At 69.5% G+C, this 14,981-nt stretch carries 12 protein-coding genes and 4 tRNA genes; 13 read left to right on the forward strand and 3 right to left on the reverse strand.

What is annotated here, in order from left to right; genetic code table 11:
• The first annotated feature begins 57 nt into the window (after positions 1–57).
• Positions 58–1,254 carry a cytochrome P450 gene (locus ACTWNK_RS28955; RefSeq protein WP_474307708.1) on the forward strand — a complete coding sequence of 399 codons (1,197 nt, stop codon included), beginning with the start codon at positions 58–60 and terminating at the stop codon, positions 1,252–1,254.
• Between the two features lie 37 nt (positions 1,255–1,291).
• Here ACTWNK_RS28955 and glmS read toward each other — a convergent pair whose 3' ends face one another.
• Together glmS and ACTWNK_RS28965 are read right to left on the reverse strand one after the other, a co-directional pair.
• Positions 1,292–3,112 carry a glutamine--fructose-6-phosphate transaminase (isomerizing) gene (gene glmS, locus ACTWNK_RS28960; protein WP_474307709.1) on the reverse strand — a complete coding sequence of 607 codons (1,821 nt, stop codon included), beginning with the start codon at positions 3,110–3,112 and terminating at the stop codon, positions 1,292–1,294.
• 18 nt (positions 3,113–3,130) lie between these two features.
• Positions 3,131–3,397, reverse strand: a complete 267-nt coding sequence (locus ACTWNK_RS28965; protein WP_474307710.1) for a hypothetical protein — start codon at positions 3,395–3,397, stop codon at positions 3,131–3,133.
• A gap of 242 nt (positions 3,398–3,639) precedes the next feature.
• On the opposite strand from ACTWNK_RS28965, the gene ACTWNK_RS28970 reads away from it, so the two are divergent.
• From ACTWNK_RS28970 to ACTWNK_RS29025, 12 genes are all read left to right on the forward strand, one after another.
• Positions 3,640–5,979, forward strand: coding sequence for an N-acetylmuramoyl-L-alanine amidase (locus ACTWNK_RS28970; protein ID WP_474307711.1), 2,340 nt, complete (start codon positions 3,640–3,642; stop codon positions 5,977–5,979).
• Positions 5,980–6,222: 243 nt separating this feature from the next.
• A tRNA-Gly gene (locus ACTWNK_RS28975) sits at positions 6,223–6,294 on the forward strand.
• Positions 6,295–6,306: 12 nt separating this feature from the next.
• Positions 6,307–6,377, forward strand: a tRNA-Cys gene (locus tag ACTWNK_RS28980).
• 73 nt (positions 6,378–6,450) lie between these two features.
• Positions 6,451–6,522: transfer RNA gene (locus ACTWNK_RS28985), tRNA-Gly, on the forward strand.
• A 1-nt stretch (position 6,523) separates the two neighbouring features.
• Positions 6,524–6,598, forward strand: a tRNA-Val gene (locus ACTWNK_RS28990).
• 158 nt (positions 6,599–6,756) lie between these two features.
• On the forward strand, positions 6,757–7,128 hold the full coding sequence (locus tag ACTWNK_RS28995; protein WP_474307712.1) for a hypothetical protein: 372 nt from the start codon (positions 6,757–6,759) through the stop codon (positions 7,126–7,128).
• Complete coding sequence (locus tag ACTWNK_RS29000) at positions 7,109–7,630, forward strand: DUF6879 family protein (RefSeq protein ID WP_474307713.1); 522 nt, start codon at positions 7,109–7,111, stop codon at positions 7,628–7,630. The genes ACTWNK_RS28995 and ACTWNK_RS29000 overlap by 20 nt, the downstream gene beginning before the upstream one ends.
• Positions 7,631–7,636: 6 nt before the next feature.
• Positions 7,637–8,497, forward strand: a complete 861-nt coding sequence (locus ACTWNK_RS29005; protein ID WP_474307714.1) for a helix-turn-helix domain-containing protein — start codon at positions 7,637–7,639, stop codon at positions 8,495–8,497.
• Between the two features lie 368 nt (positions 8,498–8,865).
• A complete protein-coding gene (locus tag ACTWNK_RS29010; protein ID WP_474307715.1) occupies positions 8,866–9,030 on the forward strand; it encodes a hypothetical protein in 165 nt (54 codons plus the stop codon).
• A complete protein-coding gene (locus ACTWNK_RS29015; protein ID WP_474307716.1) occupies positions 9,027–9,665 on the forward strand; it encodes a hypothetical protein in 639 nt (212 codons plus the stop codon). The genes ACTWNK_RS29010 and ACTWNK_RS29015 overlap by 4 nt, the downstream gene beginning before the upstream one ends.
• 97 nt (positions 9,666–9,762) lie before the next feature.
• The gene (locus ACTWNK_RS29020) at positions 9,763–9,978 is read left to right on the forward strand and encodes a hypothetical protein (protein WP_474307718.1); all 216 of its coding nucleotides are present in this window, start codon (positions 9,763–9,765) and stop codon (positions 9,976–9,978) included.
• Positions 9,979–10,038: 60 nt separating this feature from the next.
• Positions 10,039–10,497, forward strand: coding sequence for a hypothetical protein (locus ACTWNK_RS29025; RefSeq protein WP_474307719.1), 459 nt, complete (start codon positions 10,039–10,041; stop codon positions 10,495–10,497).
• A gap of 203 nt (positions 10,498–10,700) precedes the next feature.
• On the opposite strand, the gene ACTWNK_RS29030 is transcribed toward ACTWNK_RS29025, so the two are convergent.
• Entirely contained in the window at positions 10,701–14,876 is a 4,176-nt protein-coding gene (locus ACTWNK_RS29030; protein ID WP_474307720.1) for an nSTAND1 domain-containing NTPase, read from the reverse strand.
• Between the last annotated feature and the right edge of the window lie 105 nt (positions 14,877–14,981).

Here is a 14,981-nt window from a genome sequence, read left to right on the forward strand (position 1 = left end):
CTGGCGCCGCCGTAAATGCTTTGCCCCGCCGTACCCGCCGGGGTTAGGTTCGCCGGCATGGCGGAAGTCGAGCGATTCCCCTTTCCCGCCGGGCCTCGCGGCTGCCCTTCGGGGCAGTACGCCAGGCGGCTGCGGGAGGACCCGCTGGGACGGGTCAGGCTGCCGAGCGGTGACGAGGTCGTCCTGGCCACCCGCTACGACGACGTCGTCGCCGTACTCGGCGACCGGCGCTTCAGCAGGGACCTCGGGCACGAGGGCGCGCCCCGGATGAGCGACGGCTTCGACATCACCACCCAGCCCGGCGGGCTGATCGGCAGCGACGGCGCCGAGCACGCCAGGCTGCGGCGGCTGCTGTCGGGCGCGTTCACGCCTGCCCGGGTGGCCGGGTGGCGGCCCAGGGTGCGCGCCCTGGCGCACGACCTCGTCGACGCCCTGCCCGGCTCCTTCGACCTGGTCGCCGACCTGGCCTTCCCGCTGCCCGTCCAGGTGATCTGCGAGGTGCTCGGCGTCGAGGGCATCGACGTCGAGAGGGTACGCCACTGGTGCGACGCCGCCCTGTCGACGTCGGCGCTGACGGCCGACGAGCGGTGGGAGGCGACGGCCGAGTTCTATGAGTATGTCGGCGACCTCGTCGCGGCCCACGCCGCCGAGCCGGGCGACGGACTGCTGGCCGCGCTCATCGAGGCCCGCGAACAGGACGACGCGCTGAGCACGGGCGAGCTGACCGGCATCACGTTCACACTGTTCTTCGCCGGGCACGAGACGACGGGCTCGGCGCTGTCCAGGATGGCGCTGCGGCTGCTGGACCCGCGCGAAGGCTACGCACGGCTGGTCGCCGATCCCTCGCTGATTCCCGCGACCGTCGAGGAACTGCTCCGGGTGGAGATGCCGGGCGAGACGGCGCTGCTGCGGGTGGCGACCGACGACGTCGACCTGCCCTCCGGCCGGGTGGCGGCGGGCGAAGGGATCATCGCGGCCCTGGTCGGGGCCAACCACGATCCCTCCGCCTTCGCCGACCCCACGACGCTGGCGCCCGGCCGGGAGCGGCCGCATCTGACGTTCGGGCGGGGGCCGCACTTCTGCCTGGGGGCCAATCTGGCCCGGATGGAGCTGCAGGAGGTGCTCGGGGTGCTGGTCGAGCGGCTGCCCGGTCTGGCGTTGGGCGAGCCGGGCGACGCCGTGCCCTGGACGAGCGGCAGCCTGGTGCTGCGCCCGCTCAGGCTGCCGGTGCTCGGGCGGGCAGCCGAGGTCTGACCGGGGCTCGGGCGGGCAGGGCGTCGAGGGGTGACCGCTACTCGACCGTGACGCTCTTGGCCAGGTTGCGGGGCTTGTCGACGTCGCGCTCCAGGCTGACGGCGGCGTGGTAGGCCAGCAGCTGCAGCGGGAGCGTCAGCAGGATCGGGTCGAGCTCGATCTCGTTCTTCGGCACCACGATCACGTCGTCGGCCAGCTTGGAGTCGGGCTCGCGGTGGCCGACCATGAGCACCCTGCCACCCCTGGCCCGGATCTCGCCGAGCGTGGTGAGGTTCTTGTCCAGCAGTTCGTCGTCGGGGACGATCGCGACCGTGGGCATCTCGGGGCCGATCAGTGCCAGCGGGCCGTGCTTGAGCTCGCTGGCCGGATAGGCCTCGGCATGCACGTAGGAGATCTCCTTGAGCTTCTGCGCGCCCTCACGGGCGACCGGGTAGCCGCGTACCCGTCCGACGAACATGATCGACGGGTGCCCGGCGTACTTCCTGGCCAGCTCCGCGATCTCCTCACCCTTGGCCAGGATCTCCTCGATCTGGCCCGGCAGCCTGCGCAGCCCCTCGCAGATGCGGCGGCCGTCGGCGGGCGAGAGGTCGTGCACCCGGCCGAAGTGCAGCGCCAGCAGCGCGAACGCCACGGCCGTCGAGGTGAAGGCCTTGGTCGAGGCCACCGACACCTCGGGCCCGGCGTGCAGGTACATGCCGCCGTCGCACTCGCGGGCGATCGCACTGCCCACGGTGTTGACGATGCCGAGCACCCGGCCGCCCTTGCGCTTGAGCTCCTGCACGGCGGCCAGCGTGTCGTAGGTCTCGCCCGACTGGCTGATCGCGACGTACAGCGTGTCGTGCTCGACGACCGGATTGCGGTAGCGGAACTCCGACGCGGGCTCGGCGTCGGCCGGGATGCGGGCCAGCTCCTCGATGAGCTGGGCGCCGATCTGGCCCGAGTAGTACGCGGAGCCGCAGCCGATGATCTTCACACGACGGAAGGCCCTGGTCTCGTGCGGGGTGAGGTTCAGTCCGCCGAGGTGTGCGATGTGGAAGCGGTCGTCGAGCCTGCCGCGCAGGGTGCGGGCCACGGTCTCGGGCTGCTCGGAGATCTCCTTCAGCAGGTAGTGCTCGTAGCCGCCGGTGTCGTAGTGCCCCGCGTCCCAGTCGACGGTCAGCGGCTCCTTGGCGGTCTCGCGTGCGTCGCTGGTGAAGGTGTGGAAGCCGTCGGCGGTGAGCACGGCCAGCTCGCCGTCCTCCAGGTGCACGACCTGGCGGGTGTAGCGCACGAGGGCCGCGACGTCGGAGGCGGCGAACATCTCCTTCTCGCCGATGCCCAGCACGATCGGGCTGCCGTTGCGGGCCACGACGACCTCGCCCGGCCGCTCGGCGTCGACGACCGCGATGCCGTACGTGCCCACGATGCGCTTGAGCGCCAGCCGTACGGCCTCCTCCAAGGAGCCGGTCTCCTCGACCGTGCGGGCCAGCAGGTGGGCCAGGACCTCGGTGTCGGTCTCGGAGGCGAACACGACGCCGTCGGCGGCGAGCTTGGCGCGCAGTTCGTCGGCGTTCTCGATGATGCCGTTGTGCACGACGGCGATGCGCTGGTCGGCCGACAGGTGCGGGTGGGCGTTCTCGTCACTGGGTACGCCGTGGGTGGCCCAGCGGGTGTGGCCGATGCCGAGCCCGCCCTTGAACCTGGCGGGCACCACCTTGGCCAGGTCGGCGACGCGGCCCTTGACCTTGCGCAGCTTGAGGCCCTTGCTGGAGACGACGATCCCGGCCGAGTCGTAGCCTCTGTACTCCAGTCGCTGCAGCCCCTCCAGCAGGATGGGGGCGGCGTCCTTCGGCCCGACGTAGGCCACGATTCCGCACATGGTCGACTTCTCCTCTGACTAGCCGTAGACGATCCTTCTGAGCTGCCGCGCGGACAGCTCGGGCGCCGCCACCCTGCGCAGGGGCAGCTCGGCGGTGATCCTGGGGAAGATCTGGTCGTTGGTCAGGCCTCTGGCCTTCAGCTCGGCGTGCCTTCGCCTGACGAACTCCGTGACGGGCTCGGAGAAGTAGGCCAGCACGTCGGCCACCACCCTCGCCGCCTCACCCGGACCGAGCGCGCTCGTCCTGGCCAGATGGGCGATGAGCTCCGCGTGAGGGTGCGACACATCGCAGGACACTACGCAGCCGTCTGCTGTCATGCCAACATCCTGCCCGAAATCGGGCAGGAATCGCGAACTTCGGGTGGCGGTGAGTTTTGAGGCTGTGCGCTTCGGGTCGCGCCGAGCTCGCGGCGGCCGTGTTTCGGGGCCGAGGGCCGGCTCTCGGCGATCTTCACCCCCCACGTGTGGGGCAGATGTGACGGTTGATTACTGTGAGTAGCGATCTGTTCTCTCACCGTGGAGGTGCCATGCTCGCCCTGGTCGTGGCCGTCACCCTGTCCACCGGACTGCTCACCGCACCCACCGCAGCCCGAGCGGCGCCCGCCGGTCGCGAGGGCGACTTCCAGGCCGCCGCCGCCCAGTACGGCGTGCCGATCGGCGTGCTCAAGGGCGTCTCGTACCTGCAGTCGCGCTGGGACGCCAACGACGGACTGCCGAGCACGGCCGGAGGGTACGGGCCGATGCACCTGGTCGACGCCGTGCCCGCCGTACCCAGCACCCATCACGTCGGCGATCCGCGCGGCGACTCGGCGCGGCCCCGCCGTACCGTGGTGCCCGACGTGCCGCCGCCCGTCGTGGACGCGACGCTCGCGCGGGCCGCCCGGCTCACCGGGATCGCGGCGGCACGCCTGCGGCGGGAGCCGTCGGCCAACATCAGGGGCGGCGCCGCCCTGCTCGCCTCCTACCAGCGGGCGCTCGGGCGGCCACGCGGGGGCGAGGCGAGCGCCTGGTACGACGCCGTGGCGCGGTACTCGGGCGCGGCCGACGCCGGGACGGCACGCGCGTTCGCCGACGAGGTCTACGCGGTGCTGCGCGACGGCGCCGCCCGGCGCACCGACGACGGGTACCTCGTCACCCTGCGCCCCTCACCCGGGCTGCCACCCAGGCGTGCGGCCGCTCCTCCGCAGGGCGTGCGCAAGGCCGAGTGCCCGGCGTCGCTGCCGTGCGAGTGGATGCCCGCGGCGTACAAGCGGCTCAGCGGCGGCGACTACGGCAATCACGACCGGCTGGCGGGCAATCGCAAGATCGACTTCATCATCGTGCACGACACCGAGGGCTCCTACCGGGGTGTGCCTTCGATGGTGGCCAATCCTTCGTATGTGAGCTGGCACTACACCATCCGCTCCCAGGACGGGCATGTCGCCCAGCATGTTCGCAATCGCGATATCGCCTGGCATTCCGGCAACTGGGATATGAACTCCCGTTCCATCGGCATCGAGCACGAGGGGTACCTGGCCAAGGGCGGCACCTGGTACACCGAGGCGATGTACCGCTCGTCGGCCAAGCTCGTGCGCTACCTGTCGGACAAGCACGGCGTGCCGCTGGACCGGGCGCACATCATCGGGCACGACAACGTGCCAGGCACCTCGCCCTCCACCGTGCCCGGCATGCACGAGGACCCCGGGCCGTACTGGGACTGGGAGCGCTACTTCAGCCTGCTCGGCGCGCCCATCACCGGGCCCGGCGTCGGTCAGACCGTGCTCATCAAGCCGCGATACGCCCGTAACAAGCCCGTCTTCACCGGGTGCTCCTCGCGCAATCCCGGCAAGGCGTGCAAGGCGCACGGCGCCTCCACCGTGTGGCTGCGTACCCGGCCCAAGGCCACGGCACCGCTCGTCGACGACATCGGCAAGCGCGTCGGCGCTCCCTCCTCCTACAGCGTCTACGACCACAGCGCCCGTGCGTCGGCCGGGCAGCGTTACGCCCTGGCCGGGGTCAAGGGCGATTGGACCGCCATCTGGTACTTGGGGCAGAAGGCCTGGTTCCACAATCCTGTCCGTCGTCCGACCGCCGTGCTGAGTCCCGGGTACGTGGTGACTCCCAAGAGGGACCTCGTTCCGGTGTACGGGCGCGCATATCCCGAAATTTCGGCATATCCGACCGGCGTGCCGTATCAGCGTCATGTGGCATTGCAGTACAAGCTCCGCCTGGGCGAAAGGTACGCCGTGGGGCAAACGCTGACCGGGACCTACCAGTGGACCGGCGGCTACTCCCCCACGGACAACGTGACGGTCGTGGGCAAACTGCGGTATCGGCAGATCCAGCTTGGACACCGGATCATGTACGTCCGAACGAAGGACGTGAACTTGATCAAGGATCCGAGCGCGTCTCGGGGGGTTGCGCCCGTGGGCACGCCGGGTGAGGCGGGGGCTGGGACGGCGAGTGCCGGGACCGCGGAAGCCGGCCTGACTGGGTCCGGGACAACCGAGACCTCGACAACGGGAACCACGGCGACAGGCGCTGGGGCCGAGGCGACAGGGGCCGCGGCGTTGGGGGCTGCGGCGACAGGAACCGGAGTGGCGGGAACCGGCGGCCCAGGCGCATCCGGCGCAGGGGCAGCCAAGGTGGTCGGGGTAAGCGCAACAACATCCGCCACGACGACATCCCGCCCGCCGACCCCCCGCACCCCCACGACCGGAACCGCCAAGCCAACACCCAGGCCGACAACACCCGGCCCCTCAACACCCAAGCCCCCAACGAAAACCCTCACCCCTTCCCCCTTCACAACCTCACCCACAAGAGAAGGCCACCAAGCACCAGCCACCGCAGACATCGAGGGCATCCTGGCGACGCCGATCGCTACCTAGAAGCGCCCATAACCACCATCCCCCCATCCCTCATCCACTCCCCCCGCCCTTCATCCACTCCCACACGCCCACGCGGTAGGCCTCCCATCACCCCACGCCCATGCGGTATCACCCTCCCAAGATCACCCTCCCCAGCGATTTCCCACTCCCCGCCCACGAGCCACCCGCATGCGCATGCGCACGCCCACTCCCGGAACACGCTATGGTTTTCCCCGTGACCGACGGAGTTCCCGCCCGGTTCACGCGGAAGTGGCTCAGTGGTAGAGCATCACCTTGCCAAGGTGAGGGTCGCGGGTTCGAATCCCGTCTTCCGCTCGGAGACGTCCTGGTGGAGTGGCCGAGAGGCGAGGCAGCGGCCTGCAAAGCCGCGTACACGGGTTCAAATCCCGTCTCCACCTCGCAACAGCTTGGACTACGGACCCGGTTGGATCCGCTAAGGTAAGACAGGTGTCGCCGCGCAAGCGGACACACGCGGAAGTGGCTCAGTGGTAGAGCATCACCTTGCCAAGGTGAGGGTCGCGGGTTCGAATCCCGTCTTCCGCTCGGACGATTAGCTCAGCGGGAGAGCGCTTCCCTGACACGGAAGAGGTCACAGGTTCAATCCCTGTATCGTCCACCAGTTTCTCCGCAGTTGATCGGGCCTGACCTGGTGAGCTGGAGACAAAGCCCCAGCTCACGGCCCATGCCGAGGGTCTGGGGCTTCTTGCTGTGTGCGGCTGAATTGCTGTGTGCGGTTGATTCCCGGCCATCGTCATCACCGGTACGCATGCTGCTGTTGTGCTGACCTCCCAACAGCTCGGTCCCACAGAAGGGCTTGACCCCTCCGGCAATCAGGGTGATGGTCATTGCGAGCGTTCACCGGACGACGGAGGCCGCAACGTCATGCAAACCCCGAAGCCTGCTGACGGCCTGAGCCTCATGTTCTACTGCAAGGATCCCGACTCCGTTCCAGGGGAGGACTGCGCAACCTTCTACCAGACCAACCGGGACACCTGGGTGGTCCAGGGGGATCGCCGAGAGGAAGCGCAGGTGGTCGAGCAACTGGTGGCCCTGAAGGCCTACGAAACCTCGGTCGAGGTTCCCGGGTCTCTGATAGACCTTCTGGTTCGCAGATTCGCCAAGGAGCGATATGGAATTGATCTCGGCTGAGGAGCGCGGAAAGCACTTCGCGAGCTTCAAACGCGAAGCTGTTCACCTGGAACTGCGCGATGACTACGCCACCAGCGATCTGGAGAGGGAAAGATTCGCAGCGTGGAAGGCGGGCATGCCGGACGATCTCAGCTGGATGACGCCTTGGTGCGATCGAATCCGCACGGCCGTTGCCGAAGGCAAGCGCTACCGGCGGGCTTGTGTCGTGTCCGAGCCCTTGTCGGAGTATCGCCGCTTCGCATACGACGTGGTCGGCCCCAGCGTGGCAGCGGGTGAGGAAATCCATTGGGTTCCCCGGCATCTCGTGTCGGGGATTGCGCTGCCGGGCAACGATTTCTGGATGTTCGACGAAGAGGTCGTCGTGTTCGCGGTGTTCTCCGGAAATGGCGAAGTCGTTCAGCGTCAGCGCTGTACGGACCCCGCAGTGATCAGGCTCTGCGCCGACGCCTTCGAAGCCGTATGGGAGTTGTCCATCCCGCACCAGGACTACCGGCCTGCCTGATCGCTCATGTCCGAACAAGCGATATCGGCCAAGAAGGCATTTGGGGCCAGGCTCCGCGACCTGCGCAAGGATGCGAGGCTCACAGGACGTCAACTCGCCCAAACGTCCGGCCTGCACAACACCAAAATCAGCCGCATTGAGCACGGGCAGCAGAACCCCTCGGAGGACGACATCCGGGCCTGGTGCATTGCGTGCGGCGCCGCCCGGATGATTCCTGAACTCATAGCCGTGCAGCGAGAAATCGAACAGATGTGGGTGGAGTGGCGCAGGCATCTTCGAGCCGGACAGCAGCACATCCAGTCACGAGCAATGTCGCTGTACGAGAGCACGGCCCTGCTCTGCGTGTACGAGTCCACCCGCATTCCAGGGATATTGCAGACCGTACGCTATGTCAAAGCCCTCTTCGAGTCGGCGAGTACTCTCTACGGCTTGCCCGAGGGCGAGGCCGACGCGGCAGTAGCGGCCCGCCTGCCCCGACAAAAGCTGGTCACGGCTGGGAATGGACTGAATTGCTACAACTTCCTCATTGAGGAGTCAGCGCTTGACGTTGTCATCGGCGGCACAGGCGTAATGTTGGAGCAGTACGAACTCCTGCTTGCCGTACTGGGCTTGCCTCACGTGTCCCTAGGGATAATTCCGCGCGGACGCGTACGCTCCCTGTACCCCGGGGAGGGTTTCTATATTTTCGACGGCAAGCTTGTGCGTAGCGAGTTGTGGTCCGGTGGATTCAGGACCAACCAACCCGAGGAGATCGACACCTTTCTGAAAGCGTTCGCCCTGCTGAGTGAGCAGGCGGTCCATGGCGCGTCGGCCCGTGCGTTGATCGAGGCCGCCAGCCTGAGGCTGCAAACCACAGAAAACTTCTAGCCACTGGGCACAGGGGCTTTCTACCGTCGAGGCATGCACCCACCCAAGGCGGCCTCGCGCCGTCCGAGACGTTGCCCCAGGTCTGACAAGGCGTTCCTTGCAGGGCCGCTCACCGATGCCGAGTTGGACGAGATCGGCCATGAGCCGGTCTCTGTGTCTCCTGCGTCGTGGACACGCGAGGAGTACAGGGTGCGGATGCTTCGGCGGGGTGTGAGGGAGAGCGGCGATCCCGGCACGCTGGGGATCGGCGGTTACCTCGCCCTCGCCGAAGCGAACACGGTCCTGGAGAAACGGCCCAACACCGTCTGGATCATCGGTGGTACGACTGCTCCCGCTCCGACCACCCTGTGCTCACAGGAGCCGGCGGCATGACGGCTCAGACCGGGCTGGCTGAGCCCTCGGCTGAAGAAAGCCTGACGCAAGCGCCGGCCGAACCACAGCACAACAACGCACGGGCGTTCTCGCTCGCCGACTTCGGACCTGCGCTGGCCGCGTGCCTGGACCCGGAATTCCGGCACCGGGGACCGGCATGAGCACCAAGGCCGACTTCGAGATCCCGTACGTCATCGGGCACAGGGACGAGGTGATGTCCCAGCGACTGAAGATGAGCTGCCACCCGGACGGCGGCCTACGCCTCGCCCACCGCGACCCCGTTCCTGGAGACTGGCACCACGGGGTGCTCCGGGCTCGAATGCTCGACAACCGGGCAGGACGCCCGGATCTCAAGACCGTCAACGTGGTCCGCCAATGGCGGTGCATGGACCAGACGTTGTGCCAGGCCTGCGCGCGCCCGGCGCGAGATCCCCGCAGCGGCCGGGTGTGGTGGCTACTGTCACGCGAAAAGACAGGGGAAGACGACGAGGCGACCTCGGGATTCACCAACGCCCCGCCCACCTGCCTGAACTGCATCCCCAAAGCCATCACCCAATGCCCCCACCTACGCCGCTCCGCAGCCGTCTACAGCATCGGCAGCCACTCCCGCCACGCGGTGATCGCTGACCTGTTCGAGCCACACGACAGGAACGCACGCCTGGTGGAACGCAGCACCCACCTACGACTCGACTCCACCCATCTGCGCTATGCACTGGCCAATCAACTCCTCGTACGCCTGGACGACGTGATCCCAGTGCCGTGGGAGTCCTTGGTCGAGACCGTTCCCGCAGCGTAGACGTCGGCATCGGCCGCGCGCTGAGGAAAGAGCCCCCGTCCGAGTCGCAGGCGGGAGCTCACCGGCCCTTTCCCTCACCACAAGGCAGGACACAGCAATGAACCTCTACATGGCCGATACCCACAACACCATCCTGGTCCCGCTGTGCGGAGGCAACCAACAGGAGGAGGAGGTGGACTCCTGTGTGACGGCCGCACGTATCCCCGGTGTCGAGGACGCGTTCCTGCTGGGTGACTCCAAGCTGCCCGGCGCGAGCCTGCGTTTCACCGGTGCCGAGCTGCGCGCGGCGGGCATCGACACCAACCGCGTCTGAGTCACTTCCGCCACACCGACGCCTCCACCGAGGGGCGGAGGCAGCTTCACAGGGGGAAGCATGCAGTACGTCAGGGACGGCAGGGGGTATCACTGGCACGCCTACCAGTGGATCGGACACGGCCGAGAGCGGGAACAGGAGTCGTTGCGTCGTCCGTCGTCGGACGCGGCGGCCAACGCCGCCTTCCTGGCCTCGCCCCTGCCTCCGAACCGGACCTGCGACTGGCTGCTCAAAAGCCCAGCGCAGATCAGGCACACCTTCCGCGAGCCAGACAGAGCCGTCGCCTGGCTGAGTGATCAATGGGACGCCCACGTCGAACTCATACCGAACTACATCGGGAGGCCCGTGGCGGCCGGGCGACACAAAGGGGTTCGCCTGAAGAACGCCCGGACTGCTCTGCCCGCCGCCGTTGACGTCGTGTGGGGCAACTGGCTGCTCGGCGGCCGGTTCGTCACGACCGCCGTGATCTGCTGCCCGAACCTCCACGCCTCCTGTCGGTGCCCCCTGGCGGTCAGATAGAACGTCGTACACCCCGAACAGGTGCCGACGCGGCCGCCCCCGGCCGCGTCGGCTGGACCCCCGGCGGAAGGTGGGTCCCGTGTGGTCGCGCCGATGTGCGCTTCGTGGGGAAGCGCACAGCCCCTGCGATGGCGCGGACCGGGCTGACGGTTACAAGCGTGCGCCATGGCGTTATATCCGATGTATATTGCCGTTCCCCCAGGTCAGGGACACACAGGAGTCACGTCATCGTCGGGCAGGAAGCGGTGGCGTTCCTGGGGGGTGAGGTCTCGGGCGACCTCGGCGCAGATGCGGTGGACGGCGGCGGCGGGGTCGAGGTCCCAGGCGATGACGCGGTTCTCCTCGGCGCCCGAGATCACGGTGCCGCCGGGGCCGAACGCCAGCGCCTGAATGCGCGTCTGGTGACCGGTGAGAACGGCGAGCGGCGCGGTCGAGCCGGTCGTACGCCATACGGTGACGGCGTTGTCATGGCCTCCGGCCGCGATCGTGGCGCCGTCGCGGCTGAAGGCGACGGTCCGGATCTGGGCGGTGGGACCGGTGAGCGTGGTACGCAGGCGGCCGGTCGCCGCCTCCCACAGCCTGACCGTGGTGCCTCCGGCGGTGGCGATGACGGCGCCGTCGGGGCTGACGGCCAGGTCCGTCGCGCCGCCCTGCCCGGTGTCGAAGCGCAGGTGCTCCGCGTCCGTACGCATGTCCCAGACCAGGACACTGCCCCCGGGACTCGCCGAGACGAGATAACGCCCGTCCGGGCTGAAGTCCAGCGTCACGGTGAGCTGCGCATAGGTGAAGGGCGCGGCCTTCGGGCGAGCGGGGTCGGCCGCGTCGACGCGGTAGCGGCCGAGCGCGGCGGCGGCGATCACCGTGCCGGACGAGCCTGGCTGGAAGGCGACGTCGGTGGAGGTGCCGATGGCCTCGTAGTGGGTGGCGCCCTTGCGGGTGCCCGTGGCCACGTCCCACACGCTCACCCGGTGGTCGCGGGTGACGGCGGCCAGCAGGCGGCCGTCCTGACTGTAGGCGACGGCCTCGACGTGGTCGCCGTGCCCGTCGAGGGTACGCAGCGGCTCACCTCCTGGCGTCCACAGCCGGACCGAGCCGTCACTGCTCGCGGTGGCGACGCTGCTGCCGTCGGGTGCGAGTTCGACGTCGTTGACGGGGCCGGCGTGCCCGGCGAACGGTGTGCCCCCACGCTGCCTGATCACGATGGAGCCGTTGAGCCCCGAGGTGGCCAGCATGCGCCCGTCGGGACTGAGCGCCACGACGATCGTCTCGGCCCGCCCCCGGTCCTGGTAGGTCTCGATGGGTTTGCGGCGTTCGGTGTCCCAGACGGTGATGAGACCGTTCTCGTCGGCGATCGCGAGCCTGCCGCCGACGGGCGCCGACACCGACCACTCCCACGGCTCCTGGTACGGCAGGCCGCCCGCCTTGGTGGCCCGATCGCCGGACATCGTCCAGAACTCGACGCCGTGCCGTTCCATGGCGACCACGAGGGTACGGCCGGTGGCGTCGAAGGCCACCGACTCCGAGTGCAGCCCGCCGATCAGCACCCGGCCGGGCCCGCCCTTGTCGACGTCCCACCCGACGACGCCGTCGAGCTGGTCGGAGCCGATCAGGCGGCTGCCGTCGGGGCTGAAGGTCAGCGAGCTCAGCCGCCCGCCCTTGCGCGCCAGCACGCGCAGCGACCCGTCGGGGATGCCGACGAGAAGGGCGTGCCCCTGGTCGGTGCCGATCGCCACGTGCCTGCCGTCGGGTGACATCGCCATCGTGTCGGCCACCATGCCGACGTCGCGCTTGACGATCGCCCGGCCGGTGCGCATGTCCCTGACGACGAGCGTGCCGTGCGGCTGCGTGCCGCGCAGCGGTTTGGCTAGGGTGGCGAGATAGGAGCCGCTCGCGTCGAACGCCGCGTCCCAGACGTACGGCAGCGCCTCGCCCTTCGTCATCTCCACGTGCTCGCCGTACGTGACGGTCCTGGTGCGGGTGCGCAGGTCCCACAGGGTGACCAGGCCTTTGGTGTCACCGGCCACGAGGTGGCGGCCGTCGGGGCTGAAGGCCAGGCCGAACACCTGGGGGCCGCCGACGTTGAGCACGTCCTTGCGCCTGGCGGCGGCGGCGGTGCTGAGCACGGCTCCCCTGGTGTCGGCGTCGGCGTGGCGGCGGTGCGCGGCGACGGCGAGCAGTCCGGCGAGGTCGGGGTCGGTGGCGGCCAGCGACCTGGCCTGCAGCGCGAGCTGGTGCGCCTGCTCCACCTCCCTGGCCTGTACGGCGCCGCCGCGCTGCTGCAGCGCGACGACTCCCCCGGCGACCGCGGCGACGAGCAGGGCGAGCACGGCGACAAGCAGGCGGCGCAGCTGGCGGTTGCGGCGCAGCTGGTCGGTGTGTTCGGAGCGCTCTCGCGTCCTGCTGGCTTCGAGGAAGGTGGTTTCGAGGTGGTTCAGCTCGCCGGGGTGGTCGCGGCCCCACTCCAGCGCGGCGCGCAGCGGCTCGCCCCGGTAGAGCACACCGGGGTCGTGCTCCAGGCTGAGCCAGTGCTGGGCCGCCTGGGTGAGCCTGCGGTGCACGACGAGTTCGGCGCGGTCGTCGGTGAGCCAGCCGTGCAGGCGTGGCCACGACCTGATGAGCGCCTCGTGCGCCACCTCGGCCGTGCTCTCGTCGAGGACGAGCAGCCTGGCGGCGGTGAGCCGGTCGAGGACGCGGTCGACGACGTCGGGGTCGGCGATGCCGTCGAGTTCGGCGCGCCGCATCGGGCGCCGGGTGTCCTCGCTGCCTTCGCCCAGGGTGGTCAGCCGCAGGAAGATCCGTCTGGCGGCCTGCCGTTCGGGAGGCGAGAGCTCGTGGTAGGCGCCTTCGGCCGTCTGGGCGATGGCGCCGCGCAGCCCGCCGATGGCACGGTAGCCCTCCAGCGTCAGGTCGTAGCCCAGGCGGCGCCGCCAGGTCTCCAGCAGGGCGTGCGACAGCAGCGGCAGCACGCCGGGCTCGGTTCCGGCGTCGGCGAGCAGGACGGCGATCAGTTCGGCGTCGACGGCGAGCCCGGCTTTGGCGGCGGGCCCGGTGACCATCGCGCGCAGGTCGTCGGGCGAGGGCGGCCCGACCAGCAGGGTGCCCTCGTCGGCCAGCGCCTCCACCAGGGCGGCATGACGGCTGACATGTCCGAGGAAGTCGGCCCGGATCCCGAGGACGAAGGCCACGTCCGGTATCTCGGAGGCGGCCAGCAACTCCTCGGCGAACGCCGCGCGCACCGCCTCGTCCCCGCACAGCGTGAAGATCTCCTCCAGCTGGTCGACCACGACGACGACCCGCCCGTCGGCGGGCAGATCGGCCAGCAGGGTGCGCAGGGCGAGGACGCCCTCGCGCAGCGAGACCAGCGGATCGGCGCCGGGCGTGAGCAGCAGCGTGCGCCACTCCTCCTGCGGCGCGGACGTGCCGAGCAGCCCGGCGCGCAGCAGCGAGGACTTGCCGCTGCCCGAAGCGCCGACGACCGCCGTGATCGGCCGTTTGGCCGCACGCTCGGTGAGCCGTTCGAGCAGGACGGCACGGCCGAAGAACCAGGCGGCGGTGTCGGCCTGGAAGGCGGCCAGGCCCTGGTAGGGGCAGACCTCCCCCGAGGGCGGCAAGGCGGGCGCTCCCGGCGAGGAGGCGGGCGCCAGCAGGGAGGGGTCGGCGCGCAGCATGGCCTCGTGCAGGCGGCGCAGGTCCGGGCCGGGCGCGATGCCGAGCTGCTCGTCGAATGCGGCCCTGGTCTGCCGGTAGACCTCCAGCGCCTCGGCCTGCCGCCCGCCCCGGTACAGCGCGAGCATGTGATGGCCGACCAGCGGCTCCCGGAACGGATGGGCCCTGACGATCTCGGCGAGCGCGCCGGGCAGCTCGGCGACCCTGCCGACGGCCAGCTCGCTCTCGGCCCACAGCTCGAACGCGCTCAGCCGCAGGCGCTCCAGCCTGCGCGACTCGTCGGCCAGCGGCTCGCAGTCGGTGAACTCCTCGTAGGCGGGGCCGCGCCACAGGTCGAGCGCCTGTTTCAGCGCCGTGCCCGCCGCCCGCGCGTCCCCACGGCCGAGCTCGGCATGCCCCTGGGCGACGAACCCGGCGAACCGCACGGCGTCGAGCCCGTCCTCGACCTCGATCGTGTAGCCGCCCGCGCTCTTGCCGACCAGGTCGAGGCCGAGCTGACGCCTGAGTTTGTGCACGTACAGATAGAGGTTGCGCCTGGCCGACATCGGCGGGTCGTCGCCCCAGACGGCGGCCGTCAGCCAGTCGAGCGAGACGTGCCTGCCCGGCCTGGACAGCAGCAGGGCCAGGACGAGCCTCGTCTTGTACGCCCCGGTGAGCGGGACGACCTCGCCGTCGCGCAGCACCCGCAGGTGCCCGAGTACCTGGAACTCCACGCCTGCTCCTCATGCTTTGCCCATGGCTGGGGCCGCCAATATGGCACATTCGGGAGCTCCGGCTCCCGTTCATGAGGGATCGGGTGAATGCCGCACACTGTACGG

Source organism: Nonomuraea sp. IBHARD001 (assembly GCF_056106265.1).

What these genes read in the sequence shown, in the direction of transcription:
- ACTWNK_RS29015 (WP_474307716.1), top strand. Translation starts at nt 9,027, where the DNA reads ATGAGCACCAAGGCCGACTTCGAGATCCCGTACGTCATCGGGCACAGG.
- glmS (WP_474307709.1), bottom strand. Translation starts at nt 3,112, where the DNA reads ATGTGCGGAATCGTGGCCTACGTCGGGCCGAAGGACGCCGCCCCCATC.
- ACTWNK_RS29005 (WP_474307714.1), top strand. Translation starts at nt 7,637, where the DNA reads ATGTCCGAACAAGCGATATCGGCCAAGAAGGCATTTGGGGCCAGGCTC.
- ACTWNK_RS29000 (WP_474307713.1), top strand. Translation starts at nt 7,109, where the DNA reads ATGGAATTGATCTCGGCTGAGGAGCGCGGAAAGCACTTCGCGAGCTTC.
- ACTWNK_RS28970 (WP_474307711.1), top strand. Translation starts at nt 3,640, where the DNA reads ATGCTCGCCCTGGTCGTGGCCGTCACCCTGTCCACCGGACTGCTCACC.
- ACTWNK_RS29010 (WP_474307715.1), top strand. Translation starts at nt 8,866, where the DNA reads ATGACGGCTCAGACCGGGCTGGCTGAGCCCTCGGCTGAAGAAAGCCTG.
- ACTWNK_RS28955 (WP_474307708.1), top strand. Translation starts at nt 58, where the DNA reads ATGGCGGAAGTCGAGCGATTCCCCTTTCCCGCCGGGCCTCGCGGCTGC.
- ACTWNK_RS29020 (WP_474307718.1), top strand. Translation starts at nt 9,763, where the DNA reads ATGAACCTCTACATGGCCGATACCCACAACACCATCCTGGTCCCGCTG.
- ACTWNK_RS29025 (WP_474307719.1), top strand. Translation starts at nt 10,039, where the DNA reads ATGCAGTACGTCAGGGACGGCAGGGGGTATCACTGGCACGCCTACCAG.